Here is a 26,555-nt window from a genome sequence, read left to right as displayed (position 1 = left end):
AAGATGATCAAAGACATTATACAACAAAACGACAACACCACACCGAACAGCAAGCAATTGGCTGTACTAAAAGAGAATTTCCCTGCTTGTTTTAAAGCCGATGGCTCTTTTGACATCGAACGTTTTAAGACGGAAATATCGGCTACATCCAATCTGGTACAGGAAGGTTATGAACTAAAGTTTTTGGGCAAAAGTTATGCAAAGCTTTTAGCAAGTACAGAGACCACCACAGTTATTCAGCCCAACGAAAACCACAACAGCCTGCCGGAAAATGCCAACAGCGAAAACATTTATATAAGTGGTGATAACCTGGATGGGTTAAAACATTTATTAAAATCCTACAATGAACAAATTAAATGTATTTACATAGATCCGCCTTACAATACAGGGTCGGATGGTTTCGTATATTTCGACAATTTCAATTACAACAAAGAGGCCTTACAGGAAAAACTGAGTGTGAGCGAAGAAGAAGCTGAACGTATTTTGAACCTTACCAAGCGGGGCTCTGCTTCACATAGTGCATGGCTCATGTTTATGTACAGCCGCCTGCTACTGACAAGAGATTTATTGAAAAATGATGGAGTAATTTTTATTTCGATTGACGACAATGAGCAAGCTAACCTGAAACTCCTTTGCGATGATGTGTTTGGGGAGGAGAATTTAATTGCACAAATAGTTATTCAATCAAATAAGAGAGGCCAAACGTATAAGCAATTAGCAAAAACGCATGAATATTTATTAGTTTATGTAAGGTCTGAAAGCTCTATAATAAATGAGTTAAAAAAAGAAATAAGTGGATCAACCAAGACTGACGATGTTGGGGATTATTCTGAAAGAGAACTAAGAAATAGAAATCCAAAATATGGTCGGTTCAATCGTCCAAATTTGTTTTATCCAATATACATAAACCCATCAATTATCGATGCAAATGGCTATTCTCCAACTTCACTTGAAAAAGGCAGTGATTATTCTATAGAAGTACTTCCATTAAATAGCGAGGGTTCAGAAAGCTGCTGGCGTTGGGGTACTAAAAAGTTTTTAAAAAATTCCGAAGCAAATACGATGCTCAGCAATGTTGTTGGAAGAATAAAAACAACAGGTGAATATGGGATTTATGAAAAATATAGAAAAGGTACTTACAAAGCGAAAACGATTTGGTTTGACGACATTGAAATTGTTGATGACGAAGAAAATGACGAAGATGAAATATGGGATGAAACAGGCGTGATTACTGAGCAAGGTTCTACAGAATTAAGAAAGTATGAAATGGGTGATGTGTTCGATTTTCCTAAGCCAACCTATTTATTAAAAAAAGTATTGAGCTTAGGTTCAGCCTTAGATTCAGTTTGCTTAGATTTTTTCTCAGGTTCAGGATCATTTGCGGAAGCAGTATTAAGTTTAAACTCTTCTTATGGTTCGAGAAAGTTTATTTCAATCCAGTTGCCAGAAAACTTAGATAATAAACTTGCTTCAACCTCTGCAAGTGATAAAGCAAAAATTCAAAAAGTAATAGAATTTTTGGACGCAAATAATTATCCTCATAGTTTGGATTACATCGGAATTGAACGCATCAAACGAGCAGCAGCCAAAATAAAAAAGGAACACCCGGATAAAGCACTTGACTTAGGTTTTAAGCACTACATACTTTCCGAGCCCAATCAAAATACTTTAGATAAACTGGAAAGTTTTTATAAGGCAGGGCTATTGGCCGACACCAGCATTTTAGATGATTTTGGCAAGCCCACCATTTTGGCTACCTGGCTTAATGCCGATGGATATGGCCTCACCCATACCGCTGAAGCGGTAGATTTAGCTGGTTACACCGCTTACTATTGTCAAAAACATCTGTATCTGATTGACCCAGGATTTACACTGGAAAGCATGAAAGCCCTACTAAGTAAATACGATGCAGAAGGGCACTTCAATCCTGAGAATCTGGTATTGTTTGGTTATAGCTTTCCTGATTGGAGTATCAATGAAATGATAGAGAAAAACCTTCGCATCCTTAACGATGGAGAGAAGAATTTAAAAATAAACTTCACCGTAAGGTACTAACAGCTATGGAACTGATATTAAAAAATGATTTGCCCCATCAAGTAAAAGCATACACGGCCATAGCCAATGTGCTGAGTGCGGGCTTGATACAGAAGAACAGCCTGTATTATCAAAATCCTACGCTGCTTTTGGATAGGCAGACCCTGATGACCAATATGACCCAGGTACAAAAAGACAATGCTATTCCGGCTGAGTACAAAACACTCAATGAAATAGGCAGCTATCTGAATCTGGATATTAAGATGGAAACTGGTACCGGTAAAACCTATGTGTACACTGCTGCCATGTTTGAGCTGCACAAGCGTTATGGTATTAATAAGTTTATAGTAGCTGTGCCTACACTCGCCATAAAAGCAGGAGCCAAGCAGTTTATGCAAGATGGCTATACCAAAAGGCATTTCAAAGACCAATGTGGCTATGGAACAGAATTGGATGTGTTGGTGCTGGAAGCTACAAAAAAGAAAAAAGGCAAGAACTATTTCCCCGGTGTGGTGAGAGAGTTTGTAGCAGGTAGTAGCCAGAATGCCAATAAAATTTATGTGCTGCTCACCAACATGAGTTTATTGGGTGGCACTTCAAAATTACTGACTGATACCTACGATTACGGAGTTGAAGGTTTTTATAAACCCATAGAAGGTATTAAGGCTACAAAACCTTTTGTAATTATTGATGAACCGCATCGTTTCAGCAAAACGCAAAAAGCATACGAGTTTATCGAAAAAAATATTTGTCCTCAAACAATCATTCGCTTTGGTGCAACCTTCCCTGAAATAGAAACAGGCAGAGGCAGAAATAAAATAAAGCGGAAAGATTATCATAACCTGTTGTATGATTTAAACTCTTTTCAGGCATTTAACCAAAATCTGATTAAGGGCATTGCCAAAGAACATTTCGAGCCGGTAAGCCAGAAGCAGGATAAGGTAAAAATCATGGGCGTGCAGAGCAAAACATCTGTACGTTTTAATCTCATTCAAAAAGAAGGACCAACCAAATCTTTTGAATTACAGAAAGGTGATAGTTTGGGTATGATTGCCCCTGAGTTGGAGGGTATTGTTATAGATGGCATAACTACCAGCACGGTAGAATTGTCGAATGGTCAGGTTAAATCCACTGGCGAAGAATTTAGTACTGACATTTATTCTACTTCTTATCAGGAAAGCATGATCCGGCTTGCATTGGAACGACACTTAGAAACAGAACGAATTAATTTCGGCAGAAACAATAAGATAAAGACGCTGGCTCTCTTTTTTATTGATGACATTTATTCTTATCGTGTAAATGAGGGCCAGGAAAAGCAACCCTATCTCAAAGAATCTTTTGAAAGATTGCTTTCTGAAAATATTGATGCAGTAATTCCTAAACTCACGGAGCAGGAAAATGAATACAAGGAATACTTATTAGCTTCTAAAGCGGATTTGAATGCTACCCATGCAGGATACTTTTCACAGGACAATAGTAGTTCAGATGAAGCCATTGCACAGGAAGTACAGGAAATTTTATATGAGAAGAAAAAACTACTTGCAATAAAAGATGAAGAGGGAAACTTTAGCACCCGCAGGTTTTTGTTTTCTAAGTGGACTTTAAAAGAAGGGTGGGATAATCCTAATGTGTTCACGATTGCAAAGCTACGGAGTAGTGGCAGTGAAAATAGCAAGATTCAGGAAGTAGGCAGGGGTTTACGTTTGCCGGTTGATGAATTTGGTAATCGAATTTCCAATGAGGATTTTAAACTCAACTATGTTATTGATTTTACCGAAGCAGACTTTGCACAAAAGTTGGTGAATGAAATAAATGCAGACTTACCGCAAGGCTTTGCCATTACAGATGAAATGATTGCCGAGGTGGCTTTAAAACGAAATTTGGATACTGACGATCTTTTTGTAGAGTTACTCAGCAAAAAATTTATTGACCGTAACAAAAATATCAAAGCTGAGAACAGCGATAAGTTCTTTGAGGAGTACCCTGAGTTTACTGTTGGCTTGCAAAAAGGCAAGGTAGAAGACCGCAATAAAAAGAAAGAAAAGAAAATCAAAATCCGTAAAGCAGTATATGCTGAACTGAAAACCCTTTGGGAAGAAATAAACAGCAAATACATTCTGCATTATGAAAGAATTGAACAGGAGAACTTTCTTTTTAATGAGTTACTGGGTTTGCTCAGGAATGGTGTTTTTTCTGACACCTACATCATCAGCAGGCGGGAAGAATTAAATACAACTGGTACTAAAGCAACCATAAATGAAGATACCGGGGTGCAGTATAAGATCAATAAGCCTTTACGATATAATGATTTTTTAAAGCGTATCAATCGACAAACGAACCTGTCTATTCAATTGCTTCATGCAGTTTTGTCTGAGTATGCTAAAGTAAACAATGTTCAAGCCGAAAGAATAAATGAGCAAAGTGCGGCCAATTTCGTAAAACTGTTTCAGGATTGGAAGATAGAAAAATTGAGTGGTAGGTTCAGTTACTCCAAAGCTAATCTTCCCGTTAAAGCAACCGCACTAACTTTTTCAGATGGTACACCGAGATCTGAAATTACTCAGGGAGTTATAGGGACAAAGTTTATTGACGGTACTCCGTCTGCAAAATACCTGTATGATGTATATGCCTTTGATTCACCGTTGGAAAAGGAAAATCTGTTAGTAGATGGTATTCAAGAAATTATTGTTTATGGTAAAATACCCAGAAGCAGTATTGCAATTCCTACTATCACAGGTCAGTCATACAGCCCCGATTTTATGTATGTTGTAAAGAAGGATAATGGCGAAAAGATTCTGAATGTAATTGTGGAAACAAAAGATGTTGAGAATCAGACTTCTCTTAGAGGAATTGAACAAGCCAAGATTGATTGTGCAAAGGTTTTCTTTAATCAATTGACAATTGATGGTTATAAAGTTGAGTTTAAAACACAATTGAATAATAAGAAGATCAAACAGATTATTGATGAAGTTTTAATTTAATCAAATGATAAAGTATGCAGCAAAACCTACTACTCAACATCATTCCTTTCAACCCACCTGTACATCAGGTAACCTTTGCCTTTTACAAAGAGTACAAAGAAGGCTACTGCTCCTTTTATGTAGAAGAAGATATGACTGGCTTGCTCGATGGTAAAATGACATTGCTGGAACGGGCAGATTTTCCCTGGCTCTATACAGATTTTCAGCAACCACAAGAAGGAGCTTTGGTGCTGGATATAGACCTTACAATACATACAGATTTTGCAGCACACTACTACCGGCATTTAATTTTCAACCATTTCAAAAACGGCGTGGCACATATCATGCACCGCAATTTCACCAAAGAAGTGGAAGTATGGTTTTTAAACGAAGTCAGCAATTCTGTAAAATACAATGTGTACAGCCAATATACTTTAAAAGTGCAGCACAACAAAGTAAGCAATGGTCCAGAACTGGTGATTGCTTATGATGGTACTACAAAAGTGTACAAGCAAAGTGTAAAGGAAATGGTAGGCTTCGATACGGCTAAATTTAACTGGATGAACTGCAACGGTATTCTGCACAGATGGAAATACCTGCCAGATGAACATAAACTAAACCTTCATAAAGTCTTCCCGGTTGTAAGCAATACATTAAAGCCGGAACTGGGCATCAGGTTCGACATCCCAGATCTTACAAACCGCTACCCAAAATATTATAAAGAAATTACAGGGTTCTATACAAAGTATCTGGATGATGAAACATTCAGAAAAATAATACCACTTGTTAAAACTGGTTTTGTAACAAGAACAATAGATCAATTTGAAGTAATCAGTGGCGATTCTAATAAACTACAGTTTGGAAAAGGCATTGGAAAAGAGCCTAAATTAGATTTAAAACGATTAGGCCCATGCAGACCGGTTCCGCCTCCTAATAATGTAAAATTCTTTTTTATTTACATGCTGGCGGATAAACCTTTAATGGAAAAACTGAAAGGCTATTTTTTGAAAGGCTATAAATACCATCCCAACATGCAGGATTTTATACATCAAACATTTTCATTTGATGAAAGCCTTGATATCTGTTTTGAAAGTACAGACACTGCAGTTAAAACAATTTGGGAAAGCATTAAAGACCGCACAAAGCAGCCCGATACAAAATACTTTGCTGTTTACATAAGCCCGGTTGCCAAGTTTGAACCTGATTATGAACGCAGACGGATTTATTACCGGGTAAAAGAAATGCTGCTTACACACAGCTATCTTTCACAGGTAATATTTAAAGAGAACATTACTAAAGATGCTTTTAATTATTTTTTGCCCAACATACAAATTGCCATTTTAGCAAAGCTTGGTGGCATACCCTGGCGGCTTAACCGGCAGCCAAATGATGAATTAATTGTAGGCATTGGGGCGTTTTATTCACATACCCATAAGTCAAAGTACGTTGGTTCAGCCTCCTGTTTCAATAATGAAGGTGAGTTTAAAGGTTTTGATTGTTTCGGTAGTGGAGATACAATAAGTCTGGCCGGTTCCATCCGAAAGGCAGTCCAAACATTTCTGAATACACACCCCCAGGCCAGCCGGTTAATAATACATTTCTATAAACTAATCAGTAAAAAAGAGCTCAAGCCGATTTTAGATACCCTTTACAATAGTCTTAATTTAACAATTCCGGTAATAGTGGTAACCATTAATAAAACCGCCAGCAAAGAATTACTTGCCTTCGATACAGAAAGCGCAGGGCTAATGCCTTACAGCGGCACATATATTAATGTAGGTGAAAGAGAATACCTCTTGTTCAATAATACCCGGTACGATGAAAACTCAAAACCAACACCCAAAGAGTATCACTTTCCTGTTAAAATAAAATTGACTTCCACCCATTTAGAACTGCTGGAAGAAAAAGAGTTGGTTGATTTATTGATTGATCAGGTATATCAATTCAGTCGTATGTACTGGAAAAGTGTAAGCCAACAAAATTTGCCGGTAACCTTGGCTTACCCCGAAATGGTGGCGGAGGTTTTTCCATACTTTAAGTACGATAGGCTGCCGGATTTTGGTAAGGAAACTCTTTGGTTTTTATAGTTACACTACAAAACCTCTTTCAATACCGCTTAATATTGCAATCTTTGCAACCATGTAGCAAGCTTCAGCTTTTAAGTAATTGTTTATATCTTTGTGCCAATGAAGTTATTCACTTTTTTATTGGCAGTTATGGTATTTGCACTTAGTTGCGTTCCATGCATGGACGGTGCATTCACTGCAAATGACAATAAAGCAAAGGCTGAAATTTCAAAATCTTCCGAACAAAAGAATCATACAGATGCAGACAACTGCTCACCCTTTTGTGCCTGCAATTGCTGCACCGGATTCACCTTGGCCTTTAATACTTACAAATTAGTTCATCCTGTTTTAAATGAAGTTGACAAGGCTTCAATACATCTCCCTGCAAAAATCACAAGTATTGCCCTTCCCATTTGGCAACCTCCCCAGTTAGGTTAATCTTTTTAATGATTTTTTTATTGCCTGACATAGCTATGTCCTGTCAGGCAGCATTTATTAACCTGACTAATATTTAGTATGATCAATAAAATAATAAATTTTTCGGTACACAATAAATTAATTACGGGTTTTCTTTTGGGAATTTTCATGCTTTGGGGTATTTATTCTTTTACTCAGCTAAGTGTGGATGCCTTGCCCGATGTTACCAATAACCAGGTGCAGGTAATCACCAACAGCCCCAACCTTGCTACTCAGGAAGTGGAGCAGTTTATTACCACACCATTAGAATTAGAATTTAAATCGTTGCAGGGTTTGGTGGAATTACGAAGTACCAGCCGCAGCGGCTTATCTGTGATCACCATTGTATTTAAAGACAATATGCCATTGAATATTACAAGGCAATTGGTAGCTGAAAAGATCAAAGTTGCACAGGAAAATATTCCAAAAGAATATGGCCAGCCCGATCTAATACCCCCCACCACAGGTTTAGGTGAAATCTATCAGTATGTCATCGCTCCAAAAAGGGGGTATGAAGACAAGTTTACTTCAATGGATCTGCGGACAGTGCAGGACTGGATTGTAAAGCGGCAGCTTTTAGGCACTTCAGGTGTAGTAGATGTCAGCAGTTTTGGCGGCAAATTAAAACAATACGAAGTAAGCGTAAAGCCAGAACGTTTGGCTGCGATGAACCTCACTCTGCTGGATGTATATACTGCCCTGCAAAAAAATAATTCCAATACAGGCGGCAGTTATATTGACAAAGGCCCCAACGTTTATTTTATCCGGGGCGAAGGCTTGATTGAAAAACTAAGCGATATCAGCAATATTGTTGTGTCCAATACAAAAGGTATTCCAGTATTGGTAAAAGATATTGGCACTGTTGATTTTGGATTTGCTCCTCGTTACGGGGCACTCACAAGAAACGGCAAGGGCGAAACCGTTGGCGGTGTAGTCCTGATGCAGAAAGGCGAAAATGCGGTAAGGGTTATTAAGCGGGTAAAAGAACGGATGGCAACCATTGAAAAATATTTGCCCGAAGGGTTAAGCATTGATGTCTTTGTGGACAGAACAAAATTAATAGAAAGGGCAACACATACAGTAAGCACCAATTTATTAGAAGGTGCATTGATTGTGATATTCGTCTTGGTACTTTTCCTGGGTAATTTCAGGGCAGGTTTAATAGTCGCAAGTGTTATCCCATTATCAATGCTTTTTGCGGTGGCTGTCATGAACATGTTTGGTGTAAGTGCAAACCTGATGAGTATGGGTGCTTTGGATTTTGGATTGATTGTAGATGGTGCCGTTATCATCGTAGAAAGTTTAACGCATAAATTTTTTCAGGATTTTAGAGGTCAGAAATTGTCACAAATAAAAATGGATGAAGAAGTAACAAAAGGCAGCAGTAAGATCATGACAAGTGCGGTTTTTGGACAGATCATTATCCTGATAGTATACATTCCCATTTTTGCATTAAGCGGTATTGAAGGAAAAATGTTTATGCCAATGGCACAAACGGTAAGCTTTGCAATCATAGGGGCAATGATTTTATCTATTACTTATGTACCGCTTGTTAGCAGTCTTTTCCTTAATAAAAAAATAGCTGGCAAAGAAAACATTACGGATAAAGCAATGAAATGGTTAACAGGAAGATACCAGCCATTTTTACAAAGAATAATCACACACAGGATACCGGTATTAATGGCGGCAGTGGCATTGTTTATTGGTTCCCTGTTTGTATTTAACTCCCTCGGTGGCGAGTTTATTCCCGAATTAGACGAAGGTGATTTTGCTGTTAACTACGCTATCAGGCAAGGCAGCAGTTTGCCCCAGTCAATTGAAACCAGCACACATTTAGAAAGCATTGCCATGCAATTTCCCGAAGTAAAAGAAGTGGTAAGCAAGATAGGCAGCAGCGAAATACCTACCGATCCGATGCCTATTGAAAGCGGTGATGTGATGATCGTTTTAAAAGATAAAAAAGATTGGACAAGTGCAAAAAACAAAGAGGAATTAGCGGAAAAGATGAATGAAAAAATGAGTGTCATTCCCGGTGTAAACTTAACCTTTGAGCAACCCATTCAAATGCGTTTTAATGAACTGATTGCTGGAGTTAAATCAGATATTGCAATAAAAGTTTTCGGCAGCGATTTGGAAGTATTGTTTGCAAAAGGAAATGAAATAAGCAAGTTAATAAAAAATATACCAGGTCTTACCGATGTTAAAGTGGAGCAAATTGTTGGTATGCCTCAATTAGTGGTAAAATACAACCGCAGTAAAATTGCACAATATGGTTTAAACATTAGTGATGTAAATGCTACGCTTAACACAGCTTATGCTGGCGGCTATGCGGGTGTGATTTACGAAGGAGAAAAGAAATTTGATCTGGTGGTTCGTATAACCAAAGACCCAAACACTGATGCAGATATTTTAAAAGCATTATTGATACCCTTACCCACCGGCAGGCAAATACCATTAAGCGAAATTGCCGATGTAACTTTTAAAGCAAGTCCTGCACAAATAAGTCGTGAAGATGCAGAACGCAGAATAGTGGTGGAAGCCAACACAAGAGGCAGGGATGTAGAATCTGTAGTTAAAGACATTCAGCAAACCCTCGATGCAAAAATAAAATTACCTGAAGGCTATTACATTACGTATGGTGGTCAGTTTCAAAACTTGCAAGAAGCAAAAGGACGGCTGCAATTAGCTGTGCCGGTTTCACTGTTACTTATTTTCTTTTTGCTATTCTTAACCTTCCGTTCAGCAAAAGAAGCCATTATTATATTCTCTGCAATTCCTTTAGCGGCAATTGGTGGCATTCTGGCTTTATGGCTTAGAGGAATGAATTTTAGCATTTCAGCAGGTGTTGGTTTTATTGCTTTGTTTGGCGTGGCGGTTTTAAACGGCATAGTCTTGATCAGTTATTACAACCGCTTAAAAGAAGAAGGCGAAGATGATATAACGAAAAGAATTTTGAAAGGAAGTTCAGCCCGTTTAAGACCAGTATTAGCAACAGCTGCCGTGGCATCCCTGGGCTTTTTGCCAATGGCTTTTAGCATGAGTGCCGGTGCAGAAGTTCAAAAACCTTTGGCAACTGTTGTTATCGGCGGCTTGTTTTCCTCCACAATCTTAACACTGTTTGTATTGCCTGTTTTATACAGTTTATTTTATTTAAAAAGAAAAAAGAAGATGAAAGTAAATACAACGGCAATCACTTTGTTTTTGATAATGTTTTCAGTGCTGGGTTTTAATGCGAACGCTCAATCACCAAAATTAACTTTACAAAACGCATTGGAAATTGCAACTAAAAATTACCCCACCATTCAACAGGCATCTTTACAAACCCAGCAGCAAAAGGCACTCACGGGCACAGCCACAATATTAGACCCTTTCAATATTAATACTGCTTTTGGACAAATAAATAGTAATGTAATTGATTATAATGTAGGCGTGGCGCAGGGGTTTAAATTACCCAACGCTTATAAAGCAGAGAAAAATTTATTGAGCCAAAATGTAGCCGTTGCACAATCTTACGAAGCGGTTACAAAAAGCGAATTGTTACGAAATGTTTCCAACGCTTATTACAATTGGCTCTACAGTTGGCAACAATATAATTTGTTGTTGCAAACTGATAGCATTTTTGCCGACTATGAAAAATATGCAAACAAAAAGTACCAGGTCGGCGAAAGTAATAAGTTGGAAAAGATCAATGCTACACTTCAGCGCAAAGATTTGATGCTGCAATTGGCACATGCCCAAACACAGGTAAGTTTTTATTTGGCCGATCTGCAAAAATGGTTGCGTACAAACCAGCAATACCAGGCACCTGAAGAATTTACTTCTTTTCCTGAAATAAATTTAAGCGACAGCAATTTGGTAAATAAACATCCGGTGTTGCAATTTTTACAGCAGCAGCTTGTAGCAAAAGAATTAGCTATTAAAGCTGAAAAAGCAAAAGGGCAGCCATCTTTTAACCTGGGGGTAAATGCACAAAGTTTAGACAGGCAAAGGCAATTTTATTATGGCAGCGTAGGTGTCAACATTCCAATTTTTAAAAATGGCGTAAAGGCCCGTACGCAGGCAGCAAGATTTGAGACTGAAATTGCAAAAAAGGAATTGGATAAATCACAGCAGGAAATAACCACGCTTTTTTTACAGCAAAATCAATTGCAGCAGCAAAGTTTACAACAATTAAGATACTATCAAACTGAAGGTTTGCCAATGGCTGAAAGTATTATCAACGCAGCACAACGCAGTTACAAAGCAGGCGATATCGGTTATATTGAATACATCCAAAACATAAAAGATGCCATCAGAATAAAAACTGAATATTTAGTTGCAGTCAATAATTACAATCAAACCATTATCCAGTTAAATTATTTGCTTAATCGCTAAAAACTTCAATGCAAATTTTGCGAAAAACACTATTAAAAAACAGAAACATGAAAGTCTCAAAAATAAAATCTTATTCCATAGCAACATATCTTTTGCCTTTTGTCTTTGGCCTTATGCTCTTTATTACATCTTGCAAAAACAAAGCAACCGAAGCCAACGCAGAACCCTCTGCAAAAGATAGCACTGCAAAAAAGGAAGCAACTACCGTTACAGAAGTAGAGCTTACAGACGATCAGATAAAAGCCATTGGTTTACAAATCGGCAGCATAGAGCAGCGCAATTTAAAATCTACTTTAAAGGTTAACGGCAAACTAACCTTGCCACCGCAGAACCAGGCACAGGTAAGCATATTAACTGGTGGTATTGTAAAGAGCATAAATGTAACCGAAGGCACCTTTGTTAAGCAGGGGCAAACACTGGCAACCATTGTAAACAACGAGGTAATACAATTGCAACAGGATTATTTAGAAAACAAATCCCAGCTGGTTTATCTGCAAGCAGAATTTAAACGCCAAACTGATCTCCAGGAAGATCGTATAAATGCAACAAAAACTTTGCAGCAGGTACAAAACGAATTAAGCATGGCACAAGCAAAACAAAAAGGCCTGCAAACCAAATTGCAGTTGCAGGGTATCAATTATACAAAAATTAGCACAACTAATTTTACCAACCGTATTGCAGTTACAGCACCCATCAGCGGCTTTGTACATCATATCAATTTAACAATGGGAAAATTTGCTGACGCAAATACTATCTTATTTGATATAGTTGACAATCGCTTTTTGCATTTGGATCTAACGCTGTTTGAAAAAGATATAGCCAGAGTTAAAGTTGGCAACAAAGTAATGTTTACAGATGCTAACGATGTATCACACGTTCATCCGGCAACCATATTTGCATTAAACAAATCATTTGAAGACAACCAGCAGGCCATTATTGCTCATGCAAAAATCGAAGAACAAACTGAAACATTATTGCCGGGCATGTATGTGGAGGCAAGGATACAGATTGATAATTATAAGGCCAATGCCCTGCCGGATGATGCAGTTGTAAGCAATGGTGATGAACATTATATTTATTTGGAAACAAAAAAGAACCATTACAAACAAATTCCGGTCACTAAAGGTGTAAGCGATATAGGCTTTACCGAAATATTACCTTTGGTAGAAATTCCTGCAAATGCAAAAGTGGTAATTAAAGGAGCTTATTATTTATTATCACAGCTTACAAAAGGAAGCGGGGAAGAGTAGTAGCAAACTATCAACATACAAAAAACTTCAGCAGTCTATCTACAAAATAAAATACTATGAGCAACGAACTTGAAAACATGCTTATTGCAAAACAAATTACTCCAACTCCAATGAGGGTAATGGTTTTGGAATACATTCTAAATCAAACGACTGCAATAAGTTTGAATGATTTGGAAAACGAATTTCAACATTCAGATAGGATCACAATTTATCGAACTGTTAAGACCTTTGAAGAAAAAGGGTTGATCCATGACATTAGAGATGGCAATGAGGGAACCAAATATGCTTTATGTGATAAGGATTGCACATCAGGCGTGCATTACGATATGCACCTTCATTTCTATTGCACTAGCTGCAAAGAGTTAATGTGTTTGCCAAAAGAAGACATGCCTGTAATAAAGCTACCAGATAGTTTTCAATTACAGGAAGTGAGTTTTGTAGCAAGGGGTATTTGTGACACCTGCAGCAACAATGCAATTCAGTTGCACTGAGTTTAGAATAGTTTTGTAAAATTATTCAAACATTAAAACAAAAATTATGGATCACGAACAACCATCACACCATCATACAGGGCATAAGCACGAAGCGCTTATTCAACAGCTGTTGGCTTGCTCAACAACTTGCGAAAGCTGCGGTGCATCATGTCTTGCTGAACAAGATGTAACACCTATGGCACATTGCATTGAACTAAACAGGGATTGTGCAGAAGTTTGCTCATTGGCGGCTAAACTGTTAATTAGGGAAAGCGAATTTTCACATGAGTTTTTAGCTTTTTGCGAAAAGATTTGCCGCCATTGTGCCGAGGAATGCAGTAAGCATGAACATGAACATTGTAAAAAATGTGCAGTCGAATGCATCAAATGTGCAGAAGCATGCCATGCCCATCATCATGGCAATATTGTGCTGAATTAATTGTAATGTAGTATGTATTAACTGAAAAAGCTGGTACATACTTAATTTTAAATTTTTCTTAAAAAATTAAAATATGAAACTTAATTGTTGGAAATGTATAGTAATGCTTTCAGGCATTTTGGCATTAATAAGTACAATGTAAAATCAGTATGTATAGCATCATTACAGGCAGTTTGATTATCAGCTTACTTCATGCGATAATACCCAATCATTGGCTGCCTGTATTAGCTATTGGCAAAAAAGATAACTGGTCTTTACAGGAAGTAACCAGGGTAACATTTATTTCTGGGTTGGCACATGCTTTAAGTACTGTTGCAATAGGTATTATTTTAGGTTTGTTAGGGTTACAGCTTGCTAGTAAAATTGAGTACTTTACTCATTTTATTGCACCTGCAATTTTAATTTTAATTGGTACATTTTTTATTTATCAGCATCACCGGCACAAGCACTTTCATTTACACAATACTCCTGAACCATCACTTCCTAAAAATAAAATTATAGGGGCCTTGGTAATAGCTATGTTCTTGTCGCCATGTATGGAGATAGAAGCCTATTTTTTATTAGCAGGTGCAAAAGGGGTTTGGGCATTGATAAGTATAGCAGTGTTATACCTGGTTATATCAGTTTCGGGAATGGTATTGTGGGTAAGGCTTGCCTACAAAGAAATACTAAAATTAAATTGGCATACAATTGAACATAAGTCGGGTATAATTACCGGATGGACTTTAGTAATAACAGGCATTATATCATTTTTTCTTTCTTAATTAATTTATATGGCACAGGAATGTTGCAACACAGACGAAAAAGACAATACAAAAAAAGTCGCTGCTGTAGGCGATAATACTAAGCATGAACACAATGAGGGTGAGGAACATAATCACGATGATGCTCATGCCGATGATGACGGGCACAATCACGGCGGACAGGAATCCGATGGCTGGCAGAGCCATTGGCCTTTACTGTCTTCTCTTGCTATATTATTGGTAATGATGGTAATGGAATTTGGATTTAAATTTAAGCCGGCATTTCCGGTTGACTTAATTATTTACATACTTGCTTATTTACTTGCAGGCTATAATGTGCTGAAGCTTGCTTTTATAAAAGCTAAACGCTTAGACTTTTTTAATGAATTCTTTTTAATGAGTGTTGCAACTATCGGTGCTTTTAGTATTGGCTCTTATAGTGAAGGTGTAGCAGTAATGGTTTTCTATTCTATTGGCGAGTGGTTCCAGGATTCAGCAGTGAGTAAAGCAAAGAGAAGTATAAAAGCCCTGTTAGATATACGGCCTGATGAAGTAACCGTTTTAAGAAATGGAACAACGCAGGTTATTCATCCCAACGAAATTCTGGTAGATGAAATTATACAGGTAAAGGCAGGTGAAAAAGTGGCATTGGACGGCGAGTTAAATTCAGATGCCGGTACATTCAATACAGCAGCTCTTACAGGCGAAAGCAAGCCCGATACAAAACGCAAGGGTGAGCAGGTATTGGCAGGAATGATAAATCTTGATAAAGTTTCAGAGATAAAAGTAAAATCCCTTTTTAAAGATAGTAAGCTGAGCAAGATTTTAGAAATGGTGCAGGATGCTACTGCAAGAAAATCTCAAACTCAATTATTTATTAGCCGCTTTGCAAAAATATATACACCTATAGTTTTTGCGCTTGCAGTAGCTGTTTGTTTAGTTCCATACTTTTTTATCGACCCCTACATCTTCAACGTGTGGTTTTATAGAGCATTGGTATTTTTAGTAATTAGTTGCCCATGTGCTTTGGTGGTGTCAATACCGTTAGGATATTTTGGTGGAATAGGATTGGCTTCAAAAAATGGGATCTTGTTTAAAGGCTCTAATTTTTTAGATGTGGTTACAAAAGTGAACGTGGTAGTGATGGATAAAACAGGTACACTTACCAAAGGGGTTTTTAAAGTTCAGGAAGTAGTAACAAAAGATATTGATAAAGATGAATTGATTAAAATCACAGCAGCATTGGAAAGTAACTCAACACATCCCATTGCAAAAGCGGTGGTTGAATATGCTGGGGATGCTGCAAAAAGCCTGAAAGCAGAAAATGTTGAAGAAGTATCAGGGCATGGTTTGAAAGGTACGGTTGATGGAAAGAATGTTTTGGCAGGCAATGTAAAATTGTTGAAGAAATTTAATATTGAATACCCTGCTGAAATTGATAACCTTGTTGACACGGTGGTAGTAATTGCTGTGAACGATAAATATGCAGGTTATATCACTATTGCCGATGAAATAAAAGAAGATGCAAAGCAGGCCATTGAGGAAATGCACAAACTGAATATTAAGACCGTAATGTTATCCGGCGATAAGCAGGTGGTAGTTTCAAAAGTGGCACAGTTACTAAGTATTGATAATGCTTATGGTGATTTATTGCCGGAAGGAAAAGTAGAAAAAGTACAGGCATTAAAAAATGAAGGAATGCACATTGCCTTTATAGGTGATGGCGTAAATGATGCGCCTGTTGTAGCATTGGCAGATGCAGGTATTGCAATGGGTGGCTTGGGCAGCGATGCAACAATTGAAACAGCAGATATTGTTATTCAAAATGACCAACCTTCAAAAATTGTCACAGCAATTAAAATTGGTAAAATCACAAGACAAATTGTTTGGCAGAACATCACCATTGCTATGGTGGTAAAAGTGATTGTATTAATTCTGGGAGCCGGAGGTATTGCTACTTTATGGGAAGCTGTTATTGCTGACGTGGGGGTAGCATTATTGGCAATTTTAAATGCAGTTAGAATACAAAAGGTAAAGGTTTAGTGCATTTTTTCACAGATTGCACCTAATTCTATAATTTTATTAAAATAAGATAATATGAAAGTCTATTGGAAGATGCCCCACTCTTTAAAACCTTTTTTTTATCAGGAATTGAACGATTTCCGTAACGAATTAAATCAAGGAAATTTAAGCGAAGCATGGAGGAAACTTGAAAGGGCTCATGTTATCGGTCAACAGTGGTTTGTAGAACATACCTATGTGCATTGGGTAATGCTACAGTTTGGTATTAAAATTAAAAGTCGTAAAGAAATTTTAGGACAAATACCCCGTCTATTAATAGGTGGGGTAAAGTCATTTGTAGGAAAAATTCCTGTGGGCAATACTGGCGGTGCGAATGTTCCTCCATTAAAAAGGATGGAGATACCAGAAGATTTACGAACAATACTTGCTAAAGCAGAGTAATCAAAACCCGAAATTGAACAACCTTCCAGAGCCATACAAAGCATATAGCTACCCATACACACAAGGCTAAGGTTTCGCAGCCAAATGCTTCAAGCCAACCGTTAACCCTACTGCTCAAGCTCACGCCGCCTCACTCATTCATTTCGTTGCACTACATTCATTCGTTCATCGTTGTCAGCTATCTGCCGGGCTTTCCACTCATGGAGTCCTCTAACCCAAACAGTATTCAGATTCAATTACAAACAAAGCAGGCAGAAAGATTTGCTTGGCAATCCAGCTTCAAGAATCGGAGCAATTCAAATTGGTTTCTCAACCTATTTTTTAACTAGCTTGCTAATCCTATAGTCTTTTGATACCAGCTTCAGTGTTTCATAGCAGCATCGTTGTGTCACAATCCTTTCATCGTCCGGTTATCGATTTGGCTTTTTATACATCTAATGCTTCCAGGCCACCTTCTTCATTTCACTCGTTTCGTTCCGTGAACTCCACTTCACTTCGTTCCATTCATTCAGGTAGCCTTTTAGCAAGAATTAGTACGCTCCGGTAGGCACTCCTGCAGCAGCCCAAAGCCACCGCACAAGCTTGGGAAGGGCAGCTGCAAGCCAGCGCACCCATACTCCCTATGCATTCCGTTTCATATAAAATAATTGCTCCGATTGAATCCCATTCTCCGAGAAATTATCAACAACAAATATTCCACTAAGTTACGGCCAGCCAAAAAAAAACACAAATAAACCAGGCCAATCAAGTCGGCTCAGCACCAGCTTACCAGCTCTCTTTTTTTTATTTTTTTAACTTCAGTTTGGTATCTAAAAAGTGTACTTGTAAAAAAATAAAAATAAGGCTCCAGCAAAGATCTTGAACAGAAGTGCTATGGTTTTTATTTGGTTTTTTATTTGGACGTTGGCCGTGGTGATGCTACATATTTATTTCTTCATTTTTTAAATTGTATGTTATGTATCACTTAATCTTCAGTTCGCCTATTCTGCAAATTTGGCAATCTACTAATGGCTGGCGTGTCAATGTCATCCGTGGTAATTTTAGTTCCCGTACCCGTTATCCTGCTCCTGGTTCTAAGCGTTGGTATGCCATGCTTCCTTAGTATTAGCCCTTCGGGGCTTTTTTTATGACACTCAAAGTTTTACTGCTAAGCCCAAAGGCGGCTAAGCAGTAAAACAAATACAGCCTGCCATTGCAGCTTATTTTTTTAAAGCCAGCACGATGTCCAACGCTTTTAAAAAAATAAGCAGCAATCAACCAACGCTTCTTTATATGGTGGCTTACGCCTTTCTATTTATTGCACCTCCACTCCGTTCTGGTGCAAAGTATCTTGGGCTAAGTTGTCTGCGGTTGCAGCAGCCCACGCAATAAAAACCACGCCAATAAGGCTTCGCCGTCATTGTCATGGTTTTGCCATCCCTTCGCTGCCCCGCAGTCCGTCGGCTATTTTATTATTTTTTAGTATTGGTGGCTTCGCCTTTCTGTAGTGTAAAAAATAATAAAGCCTCCTCCTCATTTGTAGCCCGGTCGCTACGGCGGTTTTCCCATGCACAAAAGCCAACGCAAAAACCGCCTGCTCCCTATGCGCCCCCTGCTGTTGGCTTGCTGCACTGGCACAGCCCTATCCATTGCTTTTTGTGTGATTCCCCTGCTTATAGCTTCGCTATGCTATACCACACAAAAAAGCAGCCACGTTGAGTTGCGGGCTTCATGGCTTACCCCTCGCCGTTCCGCTTCGCTACACTTTTAAGTCGGGGTAAGCCATTCCCGCCCTCACCCAGCAAGCCAAAGGCGCAGGTGGGGTCGCAGGTCAGCAGTGAAAGCAGGAAGTCAGCAGTGGATTTTTCATTAACAACAAAATACAGGAATACAAAAGACAGAAATACAAATACAGAAAAACAAATACAGCTATTTGTTTCAGTTGATGAAATGACAACCGAAACAAATCCAAAAAAATAAAGTAAAAAAAAGTCCGCAAAAATAGCAATGCAGGCCAGCGCACAAAACCCAAATAAAAAAAGCAAAAGACAGCCGCCATAAACACAGCCCAGCCGCACAATTTTTTGTCATGGTTTTTTTACCAAAAAACCACGCCAAAAAGCCATCATTTATGCGGCTTCTGCTTTTGTTTTTTTTAGCTGCATTGCTAATTCATCAGCTTTCTTTTTTTTCCTTTTTTCTTTTGGAAAATATTTTAAACAAAAAAACAATTACAATGAGCAACGCAAACGACCACATTCAGACAGGCAACGGTTCAGAAAATTTCTATTGTCATCGTCCATCACTCATGCTTTACACAAATGGTGTAAAAGACATGGCAGAAGCCTGCCAGGCTTATTGGCTGATTGATTTAATCATCAGTCACCAATGCAAAAAAGCAGTCAATCTCGAAAGGTTCCAGGTATGGGAATTAAAGAGGGAAAAGGCAGACAAGTTTTTTGTAAAAGCCACAGATGGCAACAACAATCCGGTAGCAAGCCAGAAAATCCCCTTCAGCGATTTTCCTTATGATCTTGCCACCATCTGGCTCGTAGATGGCTGCCTGATGTTACCAACTGAATACTAGCCGAAACAAAGGCGGGCATTCGTGTCCGCTTTTTTACATCCTTCACAGACCTGGTGAATGAGACAGCCTTTGCAAATGTGTTTTTTATTAAGCAAAATAGCTACGGCAGCCCGCTACACAGCCCTGACTAAAAAAACCAAAAGACTACGGCATAAACACAGCCCCGGCGCACAGCCCCATCTTTTATTCCGTTTCCTTTTGGTTTTTTATCTGCCTTCGCTGAGAGATGCTTATAAAAATTCACATTATGCAAAAGCAGCTTCGTATCATCACCAATCGTCGTTTGGCAGTTTGTCCTGTCAGCAGTCATTTATTTGCAGTTCCGCCTGTTCCGCAGGTAGCCTTCAGCAGGCATTTTCGTCGGCGCTCAGTTTATTATCGTCCATTAGTAAGCTGTTCCGTCTATCGGCTTGCTTCAGGCTGGTTCCTCTGGTGCTTTCCATCAGGCCGCCGTCAGCTTTGTGCATTGCCCTTTTAGGGGCTTTGCCTTTAGGGTGTCCCCTCGGGTAGGGTACATCCTTTTTTTATCCCGACAAAATCCTTATCTATAGGGCACAAAAAAAAGCCTCAGAAAACCTGAGACTTTTCAAAGCCTTCAAAAGGCTTAAATTAATTGAAATTAAACACCATTTACTTTTACCAATGATAAGGCGTTGTAAGATCCGTTTTTCAATGAATATTTAACTCCGTTTACTTCTTGGTAAAATTCAATTCCCAAAGCCAGAAACAGAGGATTTGTGCTATTTGCAGTAACTGTATTTGAAAGGTTGATCACTGCGGTAGCAATGGTGTCCAGGGGCATTTGTGCAGTCTCATTTGTATCAACTTCAAAAGTTTCATTCTCAAAATCAACCGCCGCCCCGGCAGACGTTAATTTAAAATGAGTGCTTCCGCCTGGTGCAGCTACCATATTAATTGGAATGAAAGAAGCTACATCCACATTAAGGGTTCCGGCCACTCTGTCTATTACTGCTGTAAACGGTGCAAATAAGGTTGTTCCTAATTTACTACGAATGTTAAATTCAAAACCTTCCAAAAGCTCTGCTTCCCCATCAATAACATTACGTTTACCACGAACACTGGTAACATCAGCCTGCAATACTTTTACCATTTCCTGAGTAAGGCGTCCCACCATCCTGCCATCCGCAACATTTTGCAATAAACCTCTTATGGCGGTACGCAACATTTTACCAGCCTTGCCGGCCCTTCCAAATTCTTCACCGTTTTCACGGGTCCTTTGAAAATTAGGATCATTAGCAATACGGTCGGCAGACACACCACCTTTTTCTCTTGCCAAATATCCATCTTGTGATTTGTAGAAGGTAATATCTCCAATAGTACCGTCTAATTTAATAATTCCTTTTTGCCTTGCCATTGTAAAAAATTTATTGGGTTAATAATTTGTTTCAAATTTGCTGTTTTATCAGCGTTCGTAAACAAAATTATAACTGCTGCAAAGCCTTTGCAAATGTGGCCGGTCGTCCGTTCCGATTAGTCCACATTATTCCAACAAACACAGTTTTACCGTCTTCAAAAAAGAGTTATATTTGCTCTATATAATTCATATCAAAGGCATACCCTAAGTATGGATAGTGTATTAAAAGTTATTTGATTAATGAATAGACTGTGTATTTATCCAAAGGACATTATGGTAATCACAGGCAGAAGCGATAGGTACGGCAGAAATCTTATTAAGAAGATCAAGCATCATTTAAACAAGCTACAACACCAGGTTGTAACTGTTGATGAGTTCTGTCAGTATATGGGTTTGCAATCTGATATTGTTATAAAACAATTGAAGTAATTAACCATCAAAAATCGTTGTAAGCTATGATCAGGCTTTCAACTCTCTACACTCAATTTTTTGTTTTCTCTTACTTATTTCTTGTTATCTTTTCTTGTACCATTATATGGTCGCATTTTTGGTCGCAAAATAAAAAAGCAGCTATGATATAAATCATAACTGCTTGATTATCAGGTGGGAGTTGACGGGTTCGAACCGCCGACCCTCTGCTTGTAAGGCAGATGCTCTAAACCAGCTGAGCTAAACTCCCTCTTTTTTTTAATTGGAGTGCAAAGATAGGGTTGTGAGTTTTTCTACCAAATTTTTTTAAGAATTTTTCTGTAAAAAAATTATCTTCCTTCCTCATCATCATCCTCTTCTTCATAAAAAGCATCTGCATTATTAAAGTATATTTTGCGCCATTCCGATGCCGGTTTATCGCCCAATAACTCTATAATATCAAATATAGCATCTGCTTTTTTCTTCCATTCAGACTTTATATCTTCCTGATACTTTACCACAAACATGGCTGCATCAGTAACAACTTTTATTTGTATCAGTGTAATAGGATCATTCTCTTTTTCCTGAATAAGGTAATAACATCCTGGTTCTAACAATGCATACGAAAACATTTTCATCCTCCTCTTTTATCAAATTATACGGTATACAATAGCGCAATTATCAAAAGTAATAGTTAAGCCATTAACGGCCAACTATTCATGTACCCCATCATTAGTATTTACTTTATTTTATGAACCCAACAAATCAATGCTATTCAGCATCCGTTGCGTCGCACTCTTGTACTATAGTAAATCCATTGGCTGTTGGCTTAAAGCTTATTCAGGTTCAGAAAGTACAAGTGTGCGACGCAAGAGACGATGCCATACCAACAAATGACCGATCCATCATTTTAGTTAAATAAAAATGCCGGCAAATAAACAGTATTATTTGCCGGCATACTATATGTGTGGCAACAATTAAATATTAAAAGCAGTATCAATAATTTCTTCCTGCTCCTGCTTATGTACTTTATTATAACCCGTTGCAGTGGCAGCACTTGGGTTACGGCTAATAATGCCAAAATTAATGGTGTTCAAATTCATTTTTAGAAAAGAAGCTGCACCCATATTTAATGGCTCTTCCTGTACCCAAAACCAGGTTGCCTTATTGTATTTTTTGTTCAAGGCTTCCAGCTGCTGATAAGGCAACGGATAAATTTGTTCCAGCCTTACAATGGCAGTATCCTGCGTATTTAGTTTTTGCCTTCTTTCAGCCAGGTCGAAATACAATTTACCAGAACACATAAGCACTTTTTTAATTAGGCTTGCATCGGTAACTGTATCGTCATCCAAAATTTCTTTAAAGCCGCCATTAATAAACTCGCTCATATGGCTATAACTGCCCGGATGACGCAAATTGGCTTTAGGCGAAAAATTAATTAATGGCTTACGAAACTGCCAGGCCAATTGCCTGCGTAATGCATGAAACAAGTTGGCCGCTGTAGTTATATTGGTAACAACCATGTTTAACTCTGCGCAGGCTTGTAAAAAGCGCTCCATGCGGGCACTGCTATGTTCCGGGCCTTGCCCTTCGTAACCGTGTGGCAATAATAAGGTAATGCCATTCATACGGTTCCATTTTTGCTCACCACCACTTATAAACTGATCGATCATGGTTTGGGCACCATTACAAAAATCGCCAAACTGGGCTTCCCATAAAACCAATGCATTGGGGTTTGCCAAAGCATATCCATATTCAAAACCCAATACACCATATTCACTTAACAGCGAATTATAAATTCTAAAGTGCCCTTTAGCACCATCTATTCTACTTAACCTGTTATAATACGAATCAGTATTTTCATCTCTTAATACTGCATGACGGTGAGAGAAAGTGCCTCTTTTAACGTCCTGTCCGCTCATACGCACATCGCTGCCGTTTAGCAATAAACTGGAGTAAGCCATTAATTCTCCGGTAGCCCAGTCAACCTTTGTTTCTGTTTGAAACAATTTTATTTTTTCCTGGATAATTTTCTCCACTTTTTTAAGCGGGGCAAAATCAGCAGGCCACACCATGATAGCATCAAATATTTTTCTAAAATCTGCTTCTGAGATGGCAGTGGCAGGAGATTTTTCAAAATCTGCCTGAACAGCCCTTCTTAAGCTTTTCCAGGCCAGTTCCGGTGGCTGATAAGTGTATGTCAATGGTTTTTGTTTCACCTCGTCAAGACGGTCCTGCAGGCTGGCCCAGAACTCTTTTTCCATTTCTTTGGCCAGTTCACGTGCATCGGGTTCTCCGTTTTGCAACAAGAACTGTGTATATACCTCCCTTGGGTTTTGGTGTTTCTCAATTAGTGAGTATAACTGTGGTTGAGTAAACTTAGGATCATCTCCTTCATTATGGCCATGACGGCGGTAACAAACCATATCTACAAAAATATCTGCATTAAAGGTTTGCCTGTACCGGGTAGCAATTTCAACGCATTTTACCACTGCTTCTGCATCATCGCCATTCACATGCAATACAGGGGCCTGTATTGCTGCTGCCAGCGAGGTACAATAATCTGAGCTTCTTGCATCGTCAAAATCTGTTGTAAAACCAATCTGGTTATTAATAACAAAATGTATGGTGCCGCCTGTGCTATAGCCATCCAAATCGCTCATTTGCAGTACTTCATAAACAATACCTTGCCCGGCAACAGAAGCATCGCCATGTATCAGAATCGGTAAAATTTTATCGAAATCACTGGTATACATTACATCTGCCTTTGCCCTTGAAAAGCCCAGCACTACAGGATCAACGGCTTCCAGGTGGGAAGGGTTGGGCATTAATTTAAGATGCATTTTTTGCCCTTTGGAAGATGCTACCTCACTACCATAACCCATATGGTATTTTACATCCCCACTACCCATGGTTTGGTCTAATTTGGCAGTGCCTTCAAATTCGCTGAAAATCTGCTCATAGGTTTTACCCATGATATTTGCCAATATATTCAAGCGGCCACGATGGGCCATACCTATCACCACTTCATGTACATCATGTTCTGCAGCGGTATTTATGATAGCATCCAGGGCAGCAATGGTAGTTTCCCCGCCCTCCAATGAAAACCTTTTTTGGCCAATATATTTGGTGTGCAGGAACTTTTCGAACATAACACCCTGATTCAACTTCTCCAGAATGCGCTTCTTTTTATCAAGAGAAAGCGGTGTTGAAAAATTAACCTCCATTTCTTTGGTTATCCAATCAACACGTTCCTGTTCGCTAATATATTTAAACTCGATACCAACATGATTTGCATAACAATCCTGCAAATGTTGCACTATGGTGCGCAAAGTAGCTGTGCCCAGACCTATCAGGTTGCCCGCATTAAAAGTTGTATCCAAATCGGCATCAGAAAGGCCAAAGAAGCCCAAATCAAGGTTGGCACCGCGGTCTTTACGGGTGCGGATAGGATTGGTTTTAGCAATAAGATGGCCCTTATTACGGTATCCCAGTATTAAACGATATACCCTAATTTCTCTCATCCAATCAATAATTGGTGCTGAACTATGGTCTGTAGTGGCAACACCGCCATTTACAGCAGCAGCATTATTGGCTACTGCAAAATCAAATCCTTCGAAGAATTTTTTCATATCCGCATCTATACTTGAGGGATCTTTTACAAAATCCTGGTATAAGCTTTCTATAAATGCGGGGTGAGAATTAGTGATATACGAAAAGTCTTTCATCCATTTAATTTTAATAAGTTACACATGGCCAGGGTGCAAATATCGTTGATTGCATTGTAAAAAAAGATATTTGTAGAGCGTATGTAGATCAAAATATTCATAAAAAAGCCAGAAATAAATTTTATTTTCCTGTAAAATTTTTCAATTCAATCTTATATCCCTACTTTTGCCGTCCGAAAAAAAAAGAATATGGCAAATCATAAAGCTACCAAAAAAGATACTCGTCAGGCTTCTAAACGCAGAGACAGAAACCGTTACTATGGTAAAACTACCCGTAATGCTATCCGTGATCTGAAAGCTACTGAGAAAGATGAGAAAACTTATGGTGAATCATTGCCGAATGTAATTTCAATGATTGACAAGCTGGCTAAGAAAGGCATTATCCATAAAAATAAAGCCGCAAACTTAAAAAGTAAACTTTCTAAGAAAGTAGCTGTTAAAGCTTAATTTCTTATTGCACTTATTTATAATAAGCTGCGTTAGCAATAACGTGGCTTTTTTTGTATATGGTGTACCAATACGAAGCAGCTACCCTATTTTTTGCAGATATTCAGCATATTTATAGATGAATTTTATTATTATTTTTTGTACAGGATGGCTCGTTAGCTTTTTAGGGCAATTGCCCCTGGGCTCTATGAGCATTACTTCTACGCAAATAGCCGTACAGGAAAACTTTACCAATGCCTGGAAATATTCGATAGGCGTTGCAGTGGTTGAAATAATCTATTTAAGACTTACACTTTCCGGGGTAGACTGGATTATGCAACACCAGCTATTTTTTACAATTCTGGGATGGCTAACAGTAGTTGTATTTTTAGTGTTAGGCTATTTTAGTTTTATGACAGCCCGCAAACAACATAAAGAATCTAAAGCACTGCTTCTTGAAAATAATATTAACCGATTTATTTTGGGTATTAGTATGAGTGCCTTAAACCCGGCTCAAATTCCATTTTGGTTTATTTGGAGTTCTTACTTACTTAATAATGGGGTGCTTCACTCAAATTTTACTGATTTTAATATTTTTACCATTGGTTGCGGTACAGGTACAATTAGTGGATTAGCCCTTTATATGTACGGAGGAAATTGGCTTATAACCAAATTAAACACCAGCAATAAAACCTTAAACTACATCATGGGTGGTATTTTTATACTTGCTGCACTTATTCAATTATACCGCATGCTGGGGCAAAAATTTATTTAGAATTGCTACTTTTATCATT

At 38.3% G+C, this 26,555-nt stretch carries 17 protein-coding genes and 1 tRNA gene; 13 read left to right on the top strand and 5 right to left on the bottom strand.

Annotated elements, in window-relative coordinates:
* Positions 1–3: 3 nt before the first annotated feature.
* The 10 genes from GD597_RS20320 to GD597_RS20275 all read left to right on the top strand — a co-directional run bounded on the left by GD597_RS20320 (position 4) and on the right by GD597_RS20275 (position 17,258).
* Entirely contained in the window at positions 4–2,055 is a 2,052-nt protein-coding gene (locus tag GD597_RS20320) for a site-specific DNA-methyltransferase (protein WP_171609751.1), read from the top strand.
* Between the two features lie 5 nt (positions 2,056–2,060).
* A complete protein-coding gene (locus GD597_RS20315; protein ID WP_171609750.1) occupies positions 2,061–5,015 on the top strand; it encodes a type III restriction-modification system endonuclease in 2,955 nt (984 codons plus the stop codon).
* 14 nt (positions 5,016–5,029) lie between these two features.
* Positions 5,030–7,081 (top strand): Piwi domain-containing protein, encoded by a 2,052-nt coding sequence (locus tag GD597_RS20310; protein WP_171609749.1) that lies wholly within the window; start codon positions 5,030–5,032, stop codon positions 7,079–7,081.
* A gap of 99 nt (positions 7,082–7,180) precedes the next feature.
* Positions 7,181–7,498 (top strand): DUF6660 family protein, encoded by a 318-nt coding sequence (locus tag GD597_RS20305; protein WP_171609748.1) that lies wholly within the window; start codon positions 7,181–7,183, stop codon positions 7,496–7,498.
* Between the two features lie 78 nt (positions 7,499–7,576).
* On the top strand, positions 7,577–11,890 hold the full coding sequence (locus GD597_RS20300; protein WP_171609747.1) for a CusA/CzcA family heavy metal efflux RND transporter: 4,314 nt from the start codon (positions 7,577–7,579) through the stop codon (positions 11,888–11,890).
* 47 nt (positions 11,891–11,937) lie between these two features.
* Complete coding sequence (locus tag GD597_RS20295; protein WP_171609746.1) at positions 11,938–13,140, top strand: efflux RND transporter periplasmic adaptor subunit; 1,203 nt, start codon at positions 11,938–11,940, stop codon at positions 13,138–13,140.
* A 56-nt stretch (positions 13,141–13,196) separates the two neighbouring features.
* Entirely contained in the window at positions 13,197–13,631 is a 435-nt protein-coding gene (locus GD597_RS20290) for a Fur family transcriptional regulator (protein WP_171609745.1), read from the top strand.
* Positions 13,632–14,342: 711 nt separating this feature from the next.
* Complete coding sequence (locus GD597_RS20285; RefSeq protein ID WP_235954376.1) at positions 14,343–14,816, top strand: hypothetical protein; 474 nt, start codon at positions 14,343–14,345, stop codon at positions 14,814–14,816.
* A gap of 9 nt (positions 14,817–14,825) precedes the next feature.
* Entirely contained in the window at positions 14,826–16,838 is a 2,013-nt protein-coding gene (locus tag GD597_RS20280) for a heavy metal translocating P-type ATPase (RefSeq protein ID WP_171609743.1), read from the top strand.
* A gap of 54 nt (positions 16,839–16,892) precedes the next feature.
* The gene (locus tag GD597_RS20275; protein ID WP_171609742.1) at positions 16,893–17,258 is read left to right on the top strand and encodes a DUF3703 domain-containing protein; all 366 of its coding nucleotides are present in this window, start codon (positions 16,893–16,895) and stop codon (positions 17,256–17,258) included.
* 1,715 nt (positions 17,259–18,973) lie between these two features.
* Here the strand turns inward: GD597_RS20275 and GD597_RS20270 are convergent.
* A complete protein-coding gene (locus tag GD597_RS20270; RefSeq protein ID WP_171609741.1) occupies positions 18,974–19,315 on the bottom strand; it encodes a hypothetical protein in 342 nt (113 codons plus the stop codon).
* An 11-nt stretch (positions 19,316–19,326) separates the two neighbouring features.
* On the opposite strand from GD597_RS20270, the gene GD597_RS20265 reads away from it, so the two are divergent.
* Positions 19,327–19,824, top strand: coding sequence for a DUF6876 family protein (locus GD597_RS20265; RefSeq protein WP_171609740.1), 498 nt, complete (start codon positions 19,327–19,329; stop codon positions 19,822–19,824).
* A gap of 619 nt (positions 19,825–20,443) precedes the next feature.
* On the opposite strand, the gene GD597_RS20260 is transcribed toward GD597_RS20265, so the two are convergent.
* The 4 genes from GD597_RS20260 to GD597_RS20245 all read right to left on the bottom strand — a co-directional run bounded on the left by GD597_RS20260 (position 20,444) and on the right by GD597_RS20245 (position 25,335).
* Entirely contained in the window at positions 20,444–21,199 is a 756-nt protein-coding gene (locus GD597_RS20260) for a hypothetical protein (protein ID WP_171609739.1), read from the bottom strand.
* 604 nt (positions 21,200–21,803) lie between these two features.
* Positions 21,804–21,878, bottom strand: a tRNA-Val gene (locus GD597_RS20255).
* Positions 21,879–21,957: 79 nt separating this feature from the next.
* The gene (locus tag GD597_RS20250; RefSeq protein WP_171609738.1) at positions 21,958–22,245 is read right to left on the bottom strand and encodes a hypothetical protein; all 288 of its coding nucleotides are present in this window, start codon (positions 22,243–22,245) and stop codon (positions 21,958–21,960) included.
* A 339-nt stretch (positions 22,246–22,584) separates the two neighbouring features.
* Entirely contained in the window at positions 22,585–25,335 is a 2,751-nt protein-coding gene (locus GD597_RS20245) for a 2-oxoglutarate dehydrogenase E1 component (RefSeq protein WP_171609737.1), read from the bottom strand.
* A 189-nt stretch (positions 25,336–25,524) separates the two neighbouring features.
* On the opposite strand from GD597_RS20245, the gene rpsT reads away from it, so the two are divergent.
* Together rpsT and GD597_RS20235 are read left to right on the top strand one after the other, a co-directional pair.
* Positions 25,525–25,782: a 30S ribosomal protein S20 gene (gene rpsT, locus GD597_RS20240; RefSeq protein WP_171609736.1), complete on the top strand. Its 258-nt coding sequence runs from the start codon at positions 25,525–25,527 to the stop codon at positions 25,780–25,782.
* A gap of 118 nt (positions 25,783–25,900) precedes the next feature.
* Positions 25,901–26,536: a LysE family translocator gene (locus GD597_RS20235; protein ID WP_262888874.1), complete on the top strand. Its 636-nt coding sequence runs from the start codon at positions 25,901–25,903 to the stop codon at positions 26,534–26,536.
* Positions 26,537–26,555 lie beyond the last annotated feature (19 nt).

Origin of the sequence: Limnovirga soli, from assembly GCF_013106755.1 — a bacterium.
Classification (GTDB): Bacteria; Bacteroidota; Bacteroidia; order Chitinophagales; family Chitinophagaceae; genus Limnovirga; species Limnovirga soli.
This window is presented reverse-complemented; position numbering and strand designations above follow the sequence as displayed.

Excerpts from the sequence above, each read along its gene's own strand:
- GD597_RS20320 (WP_171609751.1), top strand. The coding sequence starts at position 4 with ATGATCAAAGACATTATACAACAAAACGACAACACCACACCGAACAGC.
- GD597_RS20315 (WP_171609750.1), top strand. The coding sequence starts at position 2,061 with ATGGAACTGATATTAAAAAATGATTTGCCCCATCAAGTAAAAGCATAC.
- GD597_RS20310 (WP_171609749.1), top strand. The coding sequence starts at position 5,030 with ATGCAGCAAAACCTACTACTCAACATCATTCCTTTCAACCCACCTGTA.
- GD597_RS20305 (WP_171609748.1), top strand. The coding sequence starts at position 7,181 with ATGAAGTTATTCACTTTTTTATTGGCAGTTATGGTATTTGCACTTAGT.
- GD597_RS20300 (WP_171609747.1), top strand. The coding sequence starts at position 7,577 with ATGATCAATAAAATAATAAATTTTTCGGTACACAATAAATTAATTACG.
- GD597_RS20295 (WP_171609746.1), top strand. The coding sequence starts at position 11,938 with ATGAAAGTCTCAAAAATAAAATCTTATTCCATAGCAACATATCTTTTG.
- GD597_RS20290 (WP_171609745.1), top strand. The coding sequence starts at position 13,197 with ATGAGCAACGAACTTGAAAACATGCTTATTGCAAAACAAATTACTCCA.
- GD597_RS20280 (WP_171609743.1), top strand. The coding sequence starts at position 14,826 with ATGGCACAGGAATGTTGCAACACAGACGAAAAAGACAATACAAAAAAA.
- GD597_RS20275 (WP_171609742.1), top strand. The coding sequence starts at position 16,893 with ATGAAAGTCTATTGGAAGATGCCCCACTCTTTAAAACCTTTTTTTTAT.
- GD597_RS20265 (WP_171609740.1), top strand. The coding sequence starts at position 19,327 with ATGGTTTTTTTACCAAAAAACCACGCCAAAAAGCCATCATTTATGCGG.
- GD597_RS20260 (WP_171609739.1), bottom strand. The coding sequence starts at position 21,199 with ATGGCAAGGCAAAAAGGAATTATTAAATTAGACGGTACTATTGGAGAT.
- GD597_RS20250 (WP_171609738.1), bottom strand. The coding sequence starts at position 22,245 with ATGAAAATGTTTTCGTATGCATTGTTAGAACCAGGATGTTATTACCTT.
- GD597_RS20245 (WP_171609737.1), bottom strand. The coding sequence starts at position 25,335 with ATGAAAGACTTTTCGTATATCACTAATTCTCACCCCGCATTTATAGAA.
- rpsT (WP_171609736.1), top strand. The coding sequence starts at position 25,525 with ATGGCAAATCATAAAGCTACCAAAAAAGATACTCGTCAGGCTTCTAAA.
- GD597_RS20235 (WP_262888874.1), top strand. The coding sequence starts at position 25,901 with ATGAATTTTATTATTATTTTTTGTACAGGATGGCTCGTTAGCTTTTTA.